Annotated in this window: 9 protein-coding genes and 1 tRNA gene; 3 read left to right on the top strand and 7 right to left on the bottom strand. The window is 32.6% G+C overall.

Features of this window, described 5'->3' with window-relative positions:
- Positions 1-91: 91 nt before the first annotated feature.
- The 5 genes from CLV91_RS02730 to CLV91_RS02710 form a co-directional block, all read right to left on the bottom strand.
- Positions 92-1,822: a GH35 family beta-galactosidase gene (locus CLV91_RS02730; protein ID WP_121063730.1), complete on the bottom strand. Its 1,731-nt coding sequence runs from the start codon at positions 1,820-1,822 to the stop codon at positions 92-94.
- 38 nt (positions 1,823-1,860) lie between these two features.
- Positions 1,861-5,244, bottom strand: a complete 3,384-nt coding sequence (locus CLV91_RS02725; protein ID WP_121063728.1) for a VCBS repeat-containing protein — start codon at positions 5,242-5,244, stop codon at positions 1,861-1,863.
- 136 nt (positions 5,245-5,380) lie between these two features.
- A complete protein-coding gene (locus tag CLV91_RS02720) occupies positions 5,381-7,216 on the bottom strand; it encodes a RagB/SusD family nutrient uptake outer membrane protein (RefSeq protein WP_121063726.1) in 1,836 nt (611 codons plus the stop codon).
- A 25-nt stretch (positions 7,217-7,241) separates the two neighbouring features.
- A complete protein-coding gene (locus CLV91_RS02715) occupies positions 7,242-10,724 on the bottom strand; it encodes a TonB-dependent receptor (protein ID WP_245987124.1) in 3,483 nt (1,160 codons plus the stop codon).
- 142 nt (positions 10,725-10,866) lie between these two features.
- Positions 10,867-12,033: a FecR family protein gene (locus CLV91_RS02710; RefSeq protein ID WP_121063724.1), complete on the bottom strand. Its 1,167-nt coding sequence runs from the start codon at positions 12,031-12,033 to the stop codon at positions 10,867-10,869.
- 124 nt (positions 12,034-12,157) lie between these two features.
- Between CLV91_RS02710 and CLV91_RS02705 the strand changes: the two genes are divergently transcribed.
- Together CLV91_RS02705 and CLV91_RS02700 are read left to right on the top strand one after the other, a co-directional pair.
- On the top strand, positions 12,158-12,751 hold the full coding sequence (locus CLV91_RS02705; protein ID WP_121063721.1) for an RNA polymerase sigma factor: 594 nt from the start codon (positions 12,158-12,160) through the stop codon (positions 12,749-12,751).
- Positions 12,752-13,009: 258 nt separating this feature from the next.
- A complete protein-coding gene (locus tag CLV91_RS02700; RefSeq protein WP_147406398.1) occupies positions 13,010-13,993 on the top strand; it encodes a hypothetical protein in 984 nt (327 codons plus the stop codon).
- A 240-nt stretch (positions 13,994-14,233) separates the two neighbouring features.
- Here CLV91_RS02700 and CLV91_RS02695 read toward each other — a convergent pair whose 3' ends face one another.
- Both CLV91_RS02695 and CLV91_RS02690 read right to left on the bottom strand, forming a co-directional pair.
- The gene (locus CLV91_RS02695) at positions 14,234-15,538 is read right to left on the bottom strand and encodes an Ig-like domain-containing protein (RefSeq protein WP_245987123.1); all 1,305 of its coding nucleotides are present in this window, start codon (positions 15,536-15,538) and stop codon (positions 14,234-14,236) included.
- Between the two features lie 222 nt (positions 15,539-15,760).
- A tRNA-Leu gene (locus CLV91_RS02690) sits at positions 15,761-15,840 on the bottom strand.
- A 152-nt stretch (positions 15,841-15,992) separates the two neighbouring features.
- Here CLV91_RS02690 and CLV91_RS02685 point away from each other — a divergent pair.
- The gene (locus tag CLV91_RS02685) at positions 15,993-16,934 is read left to right on the top strand and encodes a ribose-phosphate pyrophosphokinase (RefSeq protein ID WP_121063717.1); all 942 of its coding nucleotides are present in this window, start codon (positions 15,993-15,995) and stop codon (positions 16,932-16,934) included.
- The last annotated feature ends 15 nt before the right edge of the window (positions 16,935-16,949 follow it).

The following is a 16,949-nucleotide window of genomic DNA, read 5'->3' as shown; positions in this document are numbered from 1 at the left end:
GACTTTTACTAGTACATAAGTACAAAAAAGAGATACGTTTCTTTAGTGAAACATATCTCTTTTTTCATTCAGTATAACTCAAAATAATTTACTATTTATACGTATATATTTCTGTCTTCTGGATTCCAATACCTTCTACTGGAAGAAATACGCCCATTCCTCTATTAGTTTCATCACCACCTAGTCTACGACCTTTGATCCATTTGTTATTAACTTCTATATATTCGTCTACGGTACCAATACCAGCTTTTACACTCTTGTCTTTTGGTATAAAGCTAATAACAGCTTTGCTTCCTGTTATTGTAAAATGGTTATCTCCTGTTTTAAGTATTACTCCATAAGCGTCTTCTACTCTGTAAATGCCTCTTCTTTTATATAGTTCTGCTCTAACCATATAATCTCCCATACTTATCTCTACAAAAGGGGTGTCTTTGTTTAATAGGAACCCACTTATTTTATCTTTATTTCCCTGACTTTCTAAAATAGAAGGGGATAAGTAGTTTACCGCACTATACATTTCTCTAAGTAAAGGTTCCTCTTTAGGGTTTACCCTGTCAATACCAAAGGGAGCAACACCCAAAGTATTGTAATTTCCGATAGCGTATAGCATATAGCCCACATATTCTGGTTTTGTCCACCATGTTTCTGGAATAAAAAGAGGATCTCCTTGGGTGGTATATTGGTTGCACCACTCAACAAAGTCTCCACCATAAATATCAGGGCTCATAAAATCTATATCTGGAGCACCAGCTTTCCAAATATCTTTTACTCTTGGTAATGGCCCGCCAGTTGGGAACCCTCCAGGAAGTGGACTACCCTCATATTCTAACCAAGCATTAACAAACATTGGTAAATTGTATTCCTCTTTACCTAATTTTGCAACATAATTCATGTAAGTAGCGTATTGCCATGACATAAAAGCCAAGTCTGTCCAAACACTAGAACCAAAAACTTCTTCCCAATTTCCAGACTTTTTATAGCCGCTAGATGCCCATAATTCTTTTAATTGTGGCATTAGTGTTTTTTTATTTTTAATTAAATATTCCATTAAAGCTTTAGGAACATCCTTTTTAAATTCTTTTTCGGCTATAGCAGAGCGGTCTCTAGAATCGTCCATAAGGCCAACCTCATTTTCTACTTGCACCATAATAACGGTTCTATGCTCGCTATCTACTTTTTTAATATGCTTCATTAGTTCTGTAAAAGCTTTGGCATCTGCATTACGAGCTTCTAAACTTAAGGTAGAAACAACCTCTACACTGCCCGATTTTTTAGTTTTTGATCTAGGAAATTTTTTGTAATCTTTTTTTAGCCAAAGTGGCGCATAACTAGACATCCCATTTTTCCAGGATCCAAACCATAGTGGGATTATTTTTATATTTTTTTCTCGTGCTCCTTTAATTATAGCATCTACCGCTGTAAAGTCAAAGGTACCTTCTTGTGGTTCTATCATTTCCCAACTTACAGCAACTAATACCGTATTTACATTTAGATCCACCATTTGGTCCCAAACGGAGCCATCATAATCCATATTTTTACTGGTGTCATTTCCTAAAGTACCACCCACCATGGAATATTCTTTTCTTGGTAGTGGTTTTCCGCTAGGTAGCATATGTTCTATACTACCACTAACAGAATTGGATAGTTCCCCAGCAAGCATAAGAAATGGTTTGTTGTTTACTATAAGCTGTGTTTTGTTTTTTTCTTTTTTTAGGTAAGGTATAGCTTGTGCTGTAGATATAGTACAAAAAGAAGCTATAACAATAGTCACTATTGTTTTGAGTAAAGAGGGTTTTATAGTATTGTTAGAATTAGAGATCATAATTTTTTAGTTTGTAGGACTATTATTTTTAAATTTTATTAATGTGGGTTGATAGCTATAATTTCTAGAGCTTGGTTATTCTTTGCTACGATAATGTTTTTGCGTTTGTTAATAATAATAGTTTTAATGTACTTTACTTCTCCATCTATCATCAATCCACTCTCTCTACCTTTTATCAATTTAAAATCTCCTTCTGCATTTCCTTTTAAAAACAAGCCATGAGCGGCATCGTTTCTAGGTGTTTCTACTTCGGAACCATAAAGATTTCCTGCCATTAGTATATCTGCAAATCCATCTCCATCCATATCGTCTACTAAAATATCATTAACGGATGATGTCTGAACTCCTGTTTCTAGTTTTTTTGACACAAACTTTCCTCCTTCATTTTTAAAAAGCGTAGTTTCAAAGGTATTCGCTTTTAAATGCACTGATTTTTTTAATTGATTATCATCGAAGATATCCGTCACCGTGGCTTTTCCATAAGCATCATAGGTAGGAAATTTTTCTTTTAAAAAAGGCATTTGTCTAGAGGAGCATTCGCGCCCTCTAACTGGTACTAATTTTTTATCATCGTAATAACTTAGTACAATATCATTACTTCCAGAGGCATCAAAATCGCTAGCAAAAACCTCAAAAGGAGCAGTATTACTTGCTTTATATTTATAGTTAAGCCCTAAATTTCCTGCTATAATATCTTTATCACCATCCTTGTCAAAATCATGAACAGCAAGACTATACCACCAACCATTAGTTTCTTCTAAACCATATTCTTTAGTTTTTTCTGTAAAATCTTTCCCCTTATCATTTTCAAACACTCGTATTGGCATCCACTCTCCGGCAGTTATAAGATCTAAAAAACCATCCTCATTAAGATCTATCCAAACTGCATCTGTAACCATACCTAAATTTTGCCATAAATTATTAACTTCTAATTTAGCTTCTTCAAATATTACTTTCCCTGCTATACTATTGTTTTGTAACAAATAACTTTTTGCAGGTGCAGGGTATTTACCAGGTACTTGCCTGCCACCTATAAATAAATCTTTATCGCCGTCATTATCATAATCTATCGCTTTAATACATGAGCCGCTAATAGCTATTTTAGGTAGCGCACCAGAAGTTTTCGTAAAGTTTCCTTTACCATCATTTATATAAAGCCTATCTCTTAATAAGACTGAACCTTCTAGGTTTTCATTACCACCACTAACTATATATAAATCTAAGTCACCATCGTTATCAACATCAATAAATTCGGATGCTACATCTTCATAAGCAGACTCTTTTTCCATAAGTGTTTCATTAGCTAATGCAAAAGAGCCATCACTATTTTGTATATATATTACTCCTTGCATAGCTAATGCTCCACCAACATGGATATCCTCTAATCCATCTCCATTTATATCGCCAACCGCTAAAGAAGGCCCTTCGTTAGACATTTTATGTGGCAATAGACTTTCTCTTGCAAAATCATCAAAATCATTTTCCTTATGCATATAATTTAGACCTTTTACTGTATTTTTAGAAAAAAGGGTGTTTTCTAATTTCTTTTTTTCTTGGGTTGATGCAACTACGGCATCGGAATAATTTATAGTCAACAATTGATTTGCCGTTACATTTTTTAATAACTGATGCTTATTATCTGGCCATATAATTTCTACTGTTGCTTTTGACGATGTACCAAGTCCAAAATGCAGCTCTCTAGACATGGCAGACATAAAACCTCTTGAAAAATATAATTCTTGTGTTTGCTTATTTTCATCCGTGGTTACCACTACACGAGCACCTATACCATCTCTATTTTTTTGAGGGCCTTTTAGTGTAATAGTTAAGCTATGTCCTAATCCTAATTCTTTGGAGTTATTCTTTAAAATAAATGCAGGGTCATCTGTATTATTAACAATAATATCTAAATCGCCATCATTATCCATGTCTGCATAAACAGCACCGTTAGAACTTGTTAATGTTTGGTCTCCCCAAACCTTATTCATCTTCGTGAAATTAAGGCCATCGTTATTTTTAAAGAAAAAGTTTTCTTTTTTTCTTGTTGGCATCTTATCTAAAAGGTCAGAAATATAATCTTTTGGACTAAATTTTTTACTTGCAAGAATAGTGTCTTGCTTTTTATTCATGTAATTTACAAAGTCGTTATTTCTAAAATCTCTTTTTATTCCGTTAGAAACAAAAAGGTCTTTAAATCCATCATTATCCATATCAAAAAATAATGGCGCCCAACTCCAATCCGTTCTTGATACTCCTGCTAACTGAGCAAGATTAGAAAATATTGGCACATTATTCTTATTTAAAAAACCAGAGTTTATTTGTAATGCATTATACATATATTGATGATGCAATCCTATATCAACTGTATTTTGGAATTTTTTTGGATTCATTCCACTCATACTTGTTTTAATATCGTAATTACTTTCTCCCATCATGTCTACTGTCATAATATCTAACCAGCCATCGTTATTTATATCAGACATGTCATTTCCCATTGCAAAAAAAGAAATGTTTTTTGTGGCTTCTAAAATTCTATCTGTAAAAGTGCCATCCATATTGTTCATATATAGATGGTCTTTTCCAGAATAATCATTAGATACATATATATCTGGCCAAGTATCATTATTTACATCTCCAATTGCTATACCTAATCCATACTCTAAACGATTATGTATTATACCTGCTTTCTTACTTATATCTGTAAAATAATTGTTGTCATTTCGTAATAATCTATCGTTAGAAACACCCCCGTCTACATCTAATAATTCTTCAATAGTTGTGTTATCTGGATAAGTAGATGGAAAATGATTTAACAAATACATATCTAAATCACCATCTTTATCGTAGTCAAAAAAAGTTGCTTGTGTAGAACAATCTGCTATATCTAGACCATATTTTTTTCCTTGTTCCGTAAAAGTGGGAATTTTATGTTCTCCTTTTGCTCCCATATTAATATAGAGCTTGTTTCTTCTTTTCTCTTCCCCTTTATATTTTCCAGAGTTAGAAATATACACATCCATCCAACCATCATTATTTATATCTACAATAGTAACCCCTCCCGAAAATTTTTGTTGGAATGTTATACCAGTATGGCTTGTTACATCCTTAAATTTTAAATCTCCTTGATTTAAGAAAATTTGGTGTTTTTTTAAGGTGGAAACAAAAAATACATCTTTTAACCCGTCGTTATTAAAATCGGCAACTGCTAAACCACTTCCATTGTAATAGTACTCATATTGTACGCCATTGAATTTCATATTCTCATAAAGCTCATTAGCAAAATTTATCCCTGTCTGCTCTTGAGATAGTTTTGTAAAAATTGCTTCATTAGCAGAATTTAAACCAGATAGCTCACTTTTCTTATTACAGCTACATAAAACAAGAAAAAGAAACATATAAATACAATCTATTTTGCTTACCATAAATTTATTTTCAATTTTTTCACACTACTAATATAAAATGTACTTGTAACATTACGGATTTAAAACTATTATAAACAAAAACGACCCAACCTCATTGTAAAATGATATTGAGCCGTTCTCAAAACTAACTCTCAACTTACTCGTAACCAGGATTCTGAACCAAACTTGGGTCAGCCTGTATCTGGGAAATATGAATTGGTAAATAATACATTTTATCTAACCATACTCTATTTTCGAAACCTGGGTCTATATCTTGTACTGTATACGTATAATCGTAGTTATCCTTATCATATGCATATGTATCCACACTCGCTCCAGCTTTTAAGGCTCCAGCTACATTAATTATTTTTACAGGTGCACCATGTGTTTCATCGGCAACCATCCATCTTCTAATATCATGATATCTAGATTCTTCATAAGCCAATTCTACTCTACGCTCTTTCTTATACGCTGTAACTAAATCTTCTCCAGTAGCAGAAATGGCTGGTAAACCTGCTCTATAACGAACTTTGTTTAGCCATGCAATTGCATTTGCTTCATCTCCTGTTTCTATACACGTTTCTACAAAATTAAGCATAGCCTCTGTATATCTAAAAAATGGCCATGGTATGGTTTGAAATTGTTGAAAATCTACTATACTCGGGTCATTATTTATAAATTTTCTTACATAATATCCCGTTCTTGTACCATTCCAATCTTCTACAGGACCTTCTCTTGTATCTAATCCTGGCCATACTCCACTATTAATTTCATAGGATCCAGTCTGTACTTGGTTTGCAGGATCTCTAGATGCCACATCATCCGTTCTAGGTTTCCAATCTGCACCATCATATAATATACTTGCATAAAATCTAGGCTCTCTGTTTTCATAAGGTGCAGCAGCATGAGTTGGGTTATCCCAATCAAAATCAGAACCATCTTCCATAGCATAGGCATCAATTAAATTTTGAATAGGCACATTTCCTGCCCAGTTATGGTATCCATTTGGCCCATTAAAAAGACCTATTCGTTTACCTCCCCATTCATCACCTTCTGTATTAAATTGTCTTTCCCATAATATATCTGCTTCTCCACCATTTTGAGCAAGAGAAACGCTTATATAGTTCTCCTTTGCATCTTCCAAAGATTCAGGAGCAGATAACCCAGTTTTATAACCAGTAGTATAATCTAAAACAGCTTGCGCTGCATTTTTTGCTCTTACCCAACGAGCTTGTTGATCCCCAGATGTGTACCCAAGAATTTCGTAATTAGAAAAACCACTAAGTAATGAAGAATTTGCTGTTGCTATAGAGGCATCATGTAAATCACTTGCAGCATCCATTAACATTCTTGCTTTAAGAGCTAAGGCAGCATCAGCAGTTGCTCTTCCGCCATCCATACTTTCTCCGTCTAATAAGCTAAATGCAGCGTCACAATCTTTTACAATAAATTCTATACATTCTTCATAAGTATTTCTTGGATTAGTAAACTCGGAGTCTAAGTCAAAAGGGGTTTCTATAATTGGCACCCCTCCATAAAATCGTACTAATTTATGGTAATAAAAAGCTCTTAAGAATGTAGCTTCTCCTAACAACCTATCTTTTAGAGCATCATCGCCTATATCTCCTTCTTGTAATCCTTTAATAGCCAAATTAGCGTTTCTTACACCTACGAAGATATAATCCCATTGGTTTTCTTGAGCAATAAATCCAGTATTACTAGAGTTTGCTCGTCCTTCTGTTGTTGTATTAAGACTAGACCCCGTATGTATATACACAGATTCATCTGTTAAAGACGATAACATTTCTGGTCCAAATCCTCCGGTTAATAAATTTTCGTACACATTAGTAACTGCTGCTGCAGCTAAACCAGGATCATTCCATATGGCGGACTCTGGAGCACCATCTGTAGGTGTTATATTCGTAAAATCATCGTTGCAACTTACTGTTATAAATAGTAAAGTCAGTAAGCACATAAAACTATTATTTTTCATATGTCTGTTTTTTTTGGTGCTAAATTTAAAATGAGACTTTAAATCCAGTGTTAATTATTTTTTGATTAGGGTAATCTCTACCAGCAGCTTGAAGCCCTTCAGGGTCAAATGTGGTGTCTGATATAGTAAATAAATTTGATGCGCTTACATAAAATCTAACTTTACTAAGTCCTGCTATACCAACAATTTCTTCTGGGAACGTATAGCCTAGTTCTAAAGTTTTTAGTCTTAAATAATCTGTATCTTCTATCCAATACGTATTACCGCTACTAAAGTATTGATCTGCTCTATTGGTAATTCTTGGATGTACTGAACTTGGGTTATTTACAGACCATCTGTTTCTATAGGTGTCGGCGGTATAATTTCCTATTTCACCTGCTTCATTAAAGAATAATTGTACGCTTGAACCAGCTGCTCCTTGCATAAAGATGGTGGCATCAAAATTCTTATAGCCTAATTTAATGTTTACACCTCCCATAAAAGTTGGGATATTAAAAGCACTCTTATCTGTTCTAAATTGATCATCTGGGGTTATTGCTCCATCGCCAGAAAGATCTTTAAATTTCATATCGCCAGGTCTTAAATTATTCGAAATCGCAGAATAATCTAATGTTTCTGCATCAATATCTGCTTGCGTAGCAAAAACACCATCATAAGCATAAACTAATGGCGCACCTATTGTTCGTCCTGTTATTTTTTGACGATCTAATACACCATCTGGCTCATCAATATTTAGTATTTTATTCTTGGCCAAACCTCCATTAACAGCAATGTTATAAGTAAAATCTCCTTTACTATTAAAGTACGCTGCAGTAAAATCGAACCCTTTATTCTCTACCTCTCCAATATTTTGTCTAGGAGGGAATATTCCTGTATAGGAAGGTAAAGAAGCATTTGGTTGTGTTAATATATCAGTACGGACATTTTTAAATACATCAAATTCTAAAGTTAAATGTCTTTCTAAAAATTTAGCTTCTAGACCAATATTAACGTTATTAGCTTTTTCCCAAGTTATTCCTGGATTAGGAACTACCGCTTCTGCTAAAGTAGTCGTTTGTGCTCCGTTTATGGTATATGTGCCAAAGGCATAGGTAGGTAAAAACTGATTTGTTGGAAAATCAGCAGCATCATATCTATCATTTCCTAATTGTCCCCAAGATCCTTTTAATTTCAAGAAATTTATAAAAGAACTATCTTTTAAGAAACTCTCTTCAGAAACAACCCAACCTGCAGAAATACCTGGAAAAAATCCGTATCTGCTACTTTCTGGAAATGCATAAGAACCATCATATCTCCAAAGAAATTCTAATAAATATTTCTCTTTAAAATCATAATTAACACGTCCAAAATAATTTAATCTAGCTGCACTATTGGAAAGTCCACCATTATTTTGCTCAAGAGCTCCACCTTGGTCTAAATTATCAAGTGCAGAGGATATAAAAAATCTTCTGTATGCAAACATATTCTCGTCTTGAATAGTCTCTTTATTTAATCCAGCAAGAAACGCTACATTATGATCACCTATACTTTTTTGATACTTTATGTTTGCTCCTAGAAAAATATTTAATCTATTAGAGGATATTTGTGTTAAGTTAGGTTCTGGTGGCCCTTTTTGACCAGCTTCTAATGCTGGTAAACCATCTGCTCCTAAAGTAGAACCATCCCAACTATATAAGGTCCATGGAGTAACCCATGTTTTTTGGTTATGAAAACTTTTGTCAATCGCTGCTGTACCTTGTAAAGACAAACCTTCTACCCATGGAATATCTATATCTAAAACCCCATTAGTTTGTAAAAAATCACTTTTTCCTCTATCATAACCAGTAGCATTAGTTGTTATTACAATAGGTTGCTGGCCGTTTTCAATATCTGGCCCAGGTAGTCCATTAGGATAGGTTGCAATTTCTGTTGGTCTACCTCTAGTTAGCATTCTAAAAATATCGTCCACATTTTCTGTTGGAGCTTTACGTATTTCTTCTCTTAGCATAATTCCCATGTTAAATGTAACATGTTCATTTATGTTCATATTTACGTTTAATCTAGCGTCATATTGCTCATATCCAGTTGCAGAGTTTTTATAAATTGCATCTTGACTTAAGTAGCCTAAAGAAGTCATATACTGTACTTTCTCCCCTCCTCCAGAAACTTGAAAGTTATGTTTTTGTTGAGGTGCAGATGTTTTAAATGTTTCATCGAACCAATTTGTATTTGGATACCTCCAAGGATCTTCACCACTTCTAAATAAATCTATCTCCTGTGGAGAAAATGGTGCATTAACTACAGTACCATCTGGTTGTGTAAAAGTACCTGAAGAAGAAAACCCATCCGTAGCCCCTTGCCACTGGCTTGTTGGTAGTTGATAAACTCTTAATTCGTTAAGTAACTCCGCATATTGAGGAGCATCTGCCATATCTGGAAGTACTGTTGGTTTTGACCAACCCTGGTTAAAAGAATAACTAATTTCTGTTCTGCCTTGCTTTCCTTTTTTTGTAGTAACTAGAATTACTCCGTTTGCAGCTCTTGCTCCATATATAGCTGCAGATGCATCTTTTAATACAGATATATTATCAATATCGGCTGGGTTTATACGAGCCAAGCCTCCAGCTCTATCTGGAATACCATCAATAACAACTAATGCATTGGAATTATTATATGTATTTATACCTCTAATTCTAACGTCTGCATCATCTCGTCCTGGCTCTGCACTTGTTTGTGTAATAAATAAACCAGGAACTCTACCAGCAAGACTATTAGTAAGGTTCACTGCTGGGGATTTGGTAAGTTCTACCCCTTTAACTGATGCAACAGCACCCGTTATGGTTTCTTTTTTCTGTGTTCCATACCCAACTACAACAACCTCTTCTAAAGCAGCAGAATCTGGTTGCATTTGAATATTTAGTTGCGTTTTATTTGCCACTATAATTTCTTGAGTAGAGTAGCCAATGTAAGAAACAACCAAGACAGGATTATCACCTGTTAAGGATAAAGAGAAGATTCCGTCAAAGTCTGTGGTAACTCCATTTGTAGTACCTTTTTCAACAATGCTAGCTCCCGGTAAAGGCTGTCCTAATTCGTCTATAATAACACCACTAATACTTTTTTGGGGATTATTAGAAGAAAAATCAGAATCTATTGTAGGTGGCTTCTTGGATTTATAGAGTAGTATTTTTTTACTATCTATTTCAAAAGATGTTTTGGTATTCTTAAAGACTTTATTAAGTACATTACTAATATCTTCCTTATTAGCGTTAATAGATACTTTTCTATCTAAGTTTACTACATTTGTTTTAAAAATAAACTTAAATTTTGAGTTGGCTTCAATTTCATCAATTACAGATGAAACACTAACATTTTTTAAATTTAAGGTAATTTTATTTTTTTGTGAATACGCAGGATTGGCCTGTAAGGATAGCGCTGTTGTTAAAAGAAAAAGAAGTGATAACTTCATTTTTAAATTCAGTTTGATTCCCCATGGAATAATACCATCGGGATTAAGTTGTTTTTTCATACTTTAAGAGTGTTTTTTTGGTAGTTTATTTTTTGTAAATAAATTGCCTTATTTAGATTGAGGGATGTTCCAGCATTCCTCAATTTTTTGTATTAGACAATTGGTAATAAAAAAGAGTTAGTTAATTCATATAGTTTAGTTATTAGTTAATTAAAATTTCATTGTTAATAATATTATATTCAATTTCATAGACTTTGTTAAAGCAGTTTAAAACTTGTTCTATAGTTTCATTTTCTACTTCAATACTTGCATTAAAATTCTCATTATCAATAAGGTCTTTATTATTTACAATAATAGTTACATTATATAGTCGTTCTAATTTTTTTACAATCTCTCTAAATGGAGTATTTCTAAAGACTACTGTTCCTGTCATCCAAGATGTATAAATAGAAGTATTAACTTTTTTGGTTGTAATATTTTTGTGTCTTTTATTATAAGACCCTTTATAACCAGGTTCTAATACAACATCATTGTCTTTATAATTAAGCTTTTTTTGAGAATCTAAACCAACACTACCTTCTACTAAAATAACATCAATCTGTGAGTCTTCTTCATAAGTTTGTACATTAAATTTTGTTCCTAAAACTTGTACATTCAATTCTTTTGTGTCTACAACAAAAGGATGCGTTTTATCTTTTGCTACATCAAAAAAGGCTTCTCCAGTTAAGTAAACTTGCCTATTAAGACCCTTAATAAATTTAACAGGGTATTTTATAGAACTACCAGAGTTTAAGAATACACTTGTACCATCGGATAATATTAAATCAAATTTTTTCCCATAGGGTACGGTTAATTTATTGTACACTAATTTTTGAACATTTTTATCATTTTTATAGATTAACTTATCTCCTTGTTGTGCTCCAACTACTTTGCCATTAACATCTACAACAGTTGAGGAGCCATCCTCGGATATTACTTGTATATTTCCATTCTCAAGTTCTAATGTTATAAATTCTTCCTTTGGAACAACTATATTATTTGTTTCTTTTTGTAAAAAAGCATTTTGGAAAAAATAACCAATACCAATAAAAAGAATAGATATTGCTGCATATTTAAATATTGACTGAACTCTTTTTTTGTGTATAAGCTTTTTGTCTTTCCTAATTTCTTTAAGTAAGCGTTTTCTAATTTCACTAGAATCTGGGTTGTTCATACTAATAGTAATGGCGTAATGTGCCTTTATAAAATTTTCAAAAAGAGGTGCATTAGAAGAATTTGAAACCCATGTATTAAGTACATCTAATTCTTTGCCTTTTGCAAATTTGTTAATGAATTTAATAAGAATATTCTTAATTTTAGGTGTAATCATTAAACTAATTTTATTACTAGTAATACAAGGCAAAATATTAATACCCTAACATTTTGTTAATTTTTTTTTTAAATTCGTATTCTTATGCAGGTTTTGTTGTCAAATTAAAATAGTGTTTTTAATAATGGATTTAAACGAAAATAAGCTACTCATAAATTCTTTACGAAAAGGAGAGGAAAAAGCCTATATGTTTTTATTAGATAAGTATCATAGACGGTTACACGCTTATGCATTAACTTTAGTAGATGACCATAGCTTGGCACAGGATATTGTTCAAAATGTTTTTTTAAGGACTTGGCAGTATCGTAAAAAGTTAAATCATAAATATACAATTCAGAGCTTTCTTTATAAGTCTGTTTATAATGAATTTGTAAACACTTATAAAAAGGATAAAGCTATGATGCTTTTGCAAATGAAATATTATGAAGCCCTGCATCAAGAGATAGAAAAAATAGACGAAAAAAAGATTGAAGAAATAATACAATTAGTAACAAAGGAAGTTGATAAATTACCTCCTAAATGCAAGCAAATTTTTTCGCTTAGTAAAAAGGAAGGGCTTACCAATATGGAAATATCAGAATATTTAAATATCTCAATTAAAACGGTAGAGGCACATATAACAAAAGCTTTTTCTATACTTAAAGATAAATTAGATGGTAAGATAGAGATCTCTCTTTTTCTATTATTTGGAGTTAATTTTACACAAAAAGTCGATTAATTACTATATAAGATTGCCACTAAATGTATTTTTTGCTAATTATATTTTTGCACTTTTAAAAAATATAGGCAACCTCTAGAACCTACATTTCGCCAAAGAATTTTTTCTTTTTAATGGCATAAGCATATTTGTTTTTTTATTGCGATATTCGTCTCATAACGCTTTGTAATAAAATAATCAACCAATAATCAAACATTTAGAGGTTACAATCGTTAGTATATTCTAAACATATAAAAGATTACCTATAACCATTTACCAATGAAGACTAAAATATTCCCCCTTTATAGTTTATTGTTGTTTTTTGCTAGTGTATATAGTAATGTATTACATGCACAAGAAAGGTCTGTATTAAATATTATAAGCCCAAATGCTGCTACTGTTTGGAAACTTTCCGATGGTGGTTCTTTAGAGTGGTCTACGCAAAATATAGGTAGTGAAAAAAACATTCGATTTTTTCTTATACGTGATGAAATGGTTGTGCAAGAGTTAGGCATTTTCCCTAACACTGGTAGTGCAACACATATAAAATTTGCAAAAAATATTGGTGCAGGAAACCGTTATAAAGTAATGGGTATAGAATTGTTTCCGGATGATAAGTTTAAAATAGCAAAATTTGCAACACCATTTTTTTCTATACAAAAAGAAGTCAAGAACCCTCCTATAGTTTCAGAACAAGCGGTTGTCGCAGCACAATCAAAGCAAGTTTTGCCAGAGAACTTATCTAAAAAAGAGTTAAGAAAATTAAAGAAAGAAGAACGTAAAGCCAAAAAGTTAGCAGATGCTAAAAAGAAAGAAGAGGCTAAGAGAATAGAAAAGGCTGCAGCTAAAGAAAAGCAAACAACTGTTGCTGTAAAAGAAAATACAACACCAGAAAAACCTAAACTTAGAGAAGAGTTTGTAGGCAGAAATATTACCTATGTAAATGATTTAGTTTTTGAAGGCACAGAAATTAGTGTATATATCTGGGATCACGGAAGGCAAGATGGCGATATTGTTTCTATTTATTTAAACGGGGAACCTGTATTATCTAAGTACTATTTAACCTATTGGAAAAAAGAAATAAAAATTAAGGTGGATCCAAACAAACCTAACGATTTGTTTTTGTATGCCCATAATTTAGGTAGCGCACCTCCTAATACAGTTTCGTTAAAAATTACAGATGGTACTATTACCTCTGAGGATATTATTTTAAATTCCGATTTAAAGAGTTGCGAGGCGGTAAGTATAAGTGTAAATAAATAGTTTTTTATAGAAAAAACAAAAAGCCCTAACAATTAAATTGTTAGGGCTTTGTTGTATTCGTTGTGGTAATAGAACCCACACTCCGAAGAACTGGATTTTGAATCCGGCACGTCTACCAATTTAATCACCATAGCTCATATATGGTTTACAAAACCAAGAAACAAAATAGTACTTCAGAATAAAAAGCAGAAAAAAAGAGACTTAAAAAAAAGTCCCTTTTTTATCAATATAACTTGTCTTTTATTTATTCTCTAATTTCCAAGTTCTAACCCAATCAACTTTCATTGTATTAATTGAATTGTCTCCTAAATCACTTTTAGGAGGAAGACCACCTAACCAACCGGCTTCGTTGGTCCATAAGTCAAAAATTATTTCTAAATCTCTTGTAAATACTCTATTTGGATGATTAGTGCCATCCAAATGTTCTCCTACAACAACACTACCTGCTGGTTCCCCATCTAAGTAAAACTGAATATTTCTTGAATCTTTCCACCAAACACCGTAAGTATGATAATCCTCATTCCAATTTACATTTTTAAGCGGATTTACATCTGACAAACCACTACGATTAAAATTACCTTTGTTTCTAATTTCGTTAGGGGTTAAATTTTCATCTGCATGAAAATATTGAGAATTCATTTGAGTAGGAAAATTGTCTGCTGTGCAATTGGTACAACTTGGCTTAGAATTATTTTCAATAATATCTATCTCATCTCTATTAACACCTCCAGCACCTTCACCTTTATTTAACCAAAATGTATTATAAGCAGATATGTGAGCTGTTTTTATTCTAGCCTCTGTATACATAGGATAACCTGCCTCCGCTTTAGAATGAATTCTAGCAGTTTGGAACCACCTGCCATCTGGATTACTTTCGTTTAAAGTTGCTTTTATCCATAAATTTCCATCTATTACACCAGAATTATCATTAGATCTAGACATAAAAACGGGCACACCATAATTCCAAACAGATTTAAACCATTTATCTCCGTCCCAAATATCAAATTCATCAGACATACTTTCAAATTTAACCCACTGCATAGTGCTTGGTGTAGTATCGTCTAAAGAAACAAAAGAAGGTAAAGCTGGGTCGATATTTTCAAAATCTTCAGCTGTAAGTCCTGTGGATACTTCTTCTACATCATTAACTGTAATATCTACAGTTGCCGTATCAGTATCTCCATCAACATCAGTCATTGTGTATGTAAAGCTATCTACTCCGTTATAATCTGCATTTGGAATATACTCAAATATACCATCACTAATTTCTGTAACCGTACCATTACTAGCATTGGTTAATAAGCTATAATTGTCATTATCTCCCCCATCATCACCAATAACATCATTTGCAGATACGGTTACTTGATTTGCAGTTCCTGCACTACTGTCTTCTTCAACTGTTAAATTATCATCTTTAGCAATTGGTTTGGTATTTGTCATTGGAGTTTCTGGCTCTCCACTACCATCTCCGCCACAACTGATAAGAAACGAAGTTAAAGTTAAAAATAATAGTAGGTTTTTACTTGGTAAGATTCTTTTAAGCATTATTTTTATTTGTTAGTTTATAACTAACAAAAATAGTTATTGTTCTTAGGTTAAAGCTATTTGTAAACTTGATAAAAGCTAAACAACAATGTAAAAAAAGTGTTTAATCCCTTTTAAATTAAATAATTTTCAAAAAATATGTCTTATTTTTAAAATGCAATATAATTTACAGGATTTTCATAATTAAAAAGGAGACATTTAAAGTAAATGTCTCCTTTTTTGTACTCGAGGTGGGAATCGAACCCACACTCCGAAGAACTGGATTTTGAATCCAGCGCGTCTACCAGTTCCGCCACTCGAGCATTACCTTTAAGAGGATTGCAAAATTATAAAATAAATTTGTTTTAAGGTTAAAAAAAGCCACAATTATAATGCGGTTACACAAATAAATTTCTAAATTTGCACCTCCTTAAGAAAAGATACGTTTAATAAACTAGGAAACAATACATTAGCTATGGCTTACCAGGTACCAGAACCTAAAATTTTTGCTTGTACACAAAGTACAGAATTAGCAACTAAAATTGCTAAGTTGTATGGAGCTACTTTAGGGAAAGTTAAATTTTCAAGATATAGTGATGGAGAATTTCAACCTTCTTTTGAGGAGTCTGTTCGTGGTGCAAGAATTTTCATTATTGGGTCTACAAATCCAAGTTCCGAAAATTTAATGGAAATGTTGCTAATGTTAGATGCTGCTAAACGTGCATCTGCAAGACACATTACCGCTGTTATGCCATATTTTGGATGGGCAAGGCAAGACCGTAAAGACAAGCCTAGAGTTCCTATTGCGGCAAAACTTATTGCTAAAATGCTAGAAACAGCTGGTGCAACTCGTATTATTACAATGGATCTGCATGCAGACCAAATACAAGGTTTCTTTGAGAAACCAGTAGATCATTTATTTGCATCTACCTTATTTTTACCATATTTAAAAGAATTAAATCTAGACAACTTAACAATAGCTTCTCCAGATATGGGTGGTTCTAAAAGAGCTTATGCATATTCTAAAGCATTAAAGAGTGATGTTGTTATATGTTATAAGCAAAGAGCTAAAGCCAATGTAATTTCTCATATGGAACTTATTGGTGATGTAAAAGGAAAGAATGTTGTTTTAGTAGATGATATGGTAGATACTGCTGGAACATTAGCAAAAGCAGCAGATTTAATGATGGAAAGAGGAGCGTTAAGTGTAAGAGCAATTACAACACATGGTTTACTATCTGGTGATGCTTATGAAAAAATAGAAAAATCACAATTATCAGAATTGATTATTACAGATTCTATACCAACAAGAAAAGATAGTAATAAAGTAAAAGTATTAAGTTGTGCACCATTATTTGCAGATGTTATGCAAAGGGTACATACAAATACGTCTATAAGTTCTAAGTTTTTAATGTAGAATAATAGAATTTTA

Source organism: Maribacter vaceletii (assembly GCF_003634105.1).
Classification (GTDB): Bacteria; Bacteroidota; Bacteroidia; order Flavobacteriales; family Flavobacteriaceae; genus Maribacter_B; species Maribacter_B vaceletii.
The sequence above is the reverse complement of the archived record's forward strand: the minus strand, read 5'-3'. Positions and strand labels throughout refer to the sequence as shown.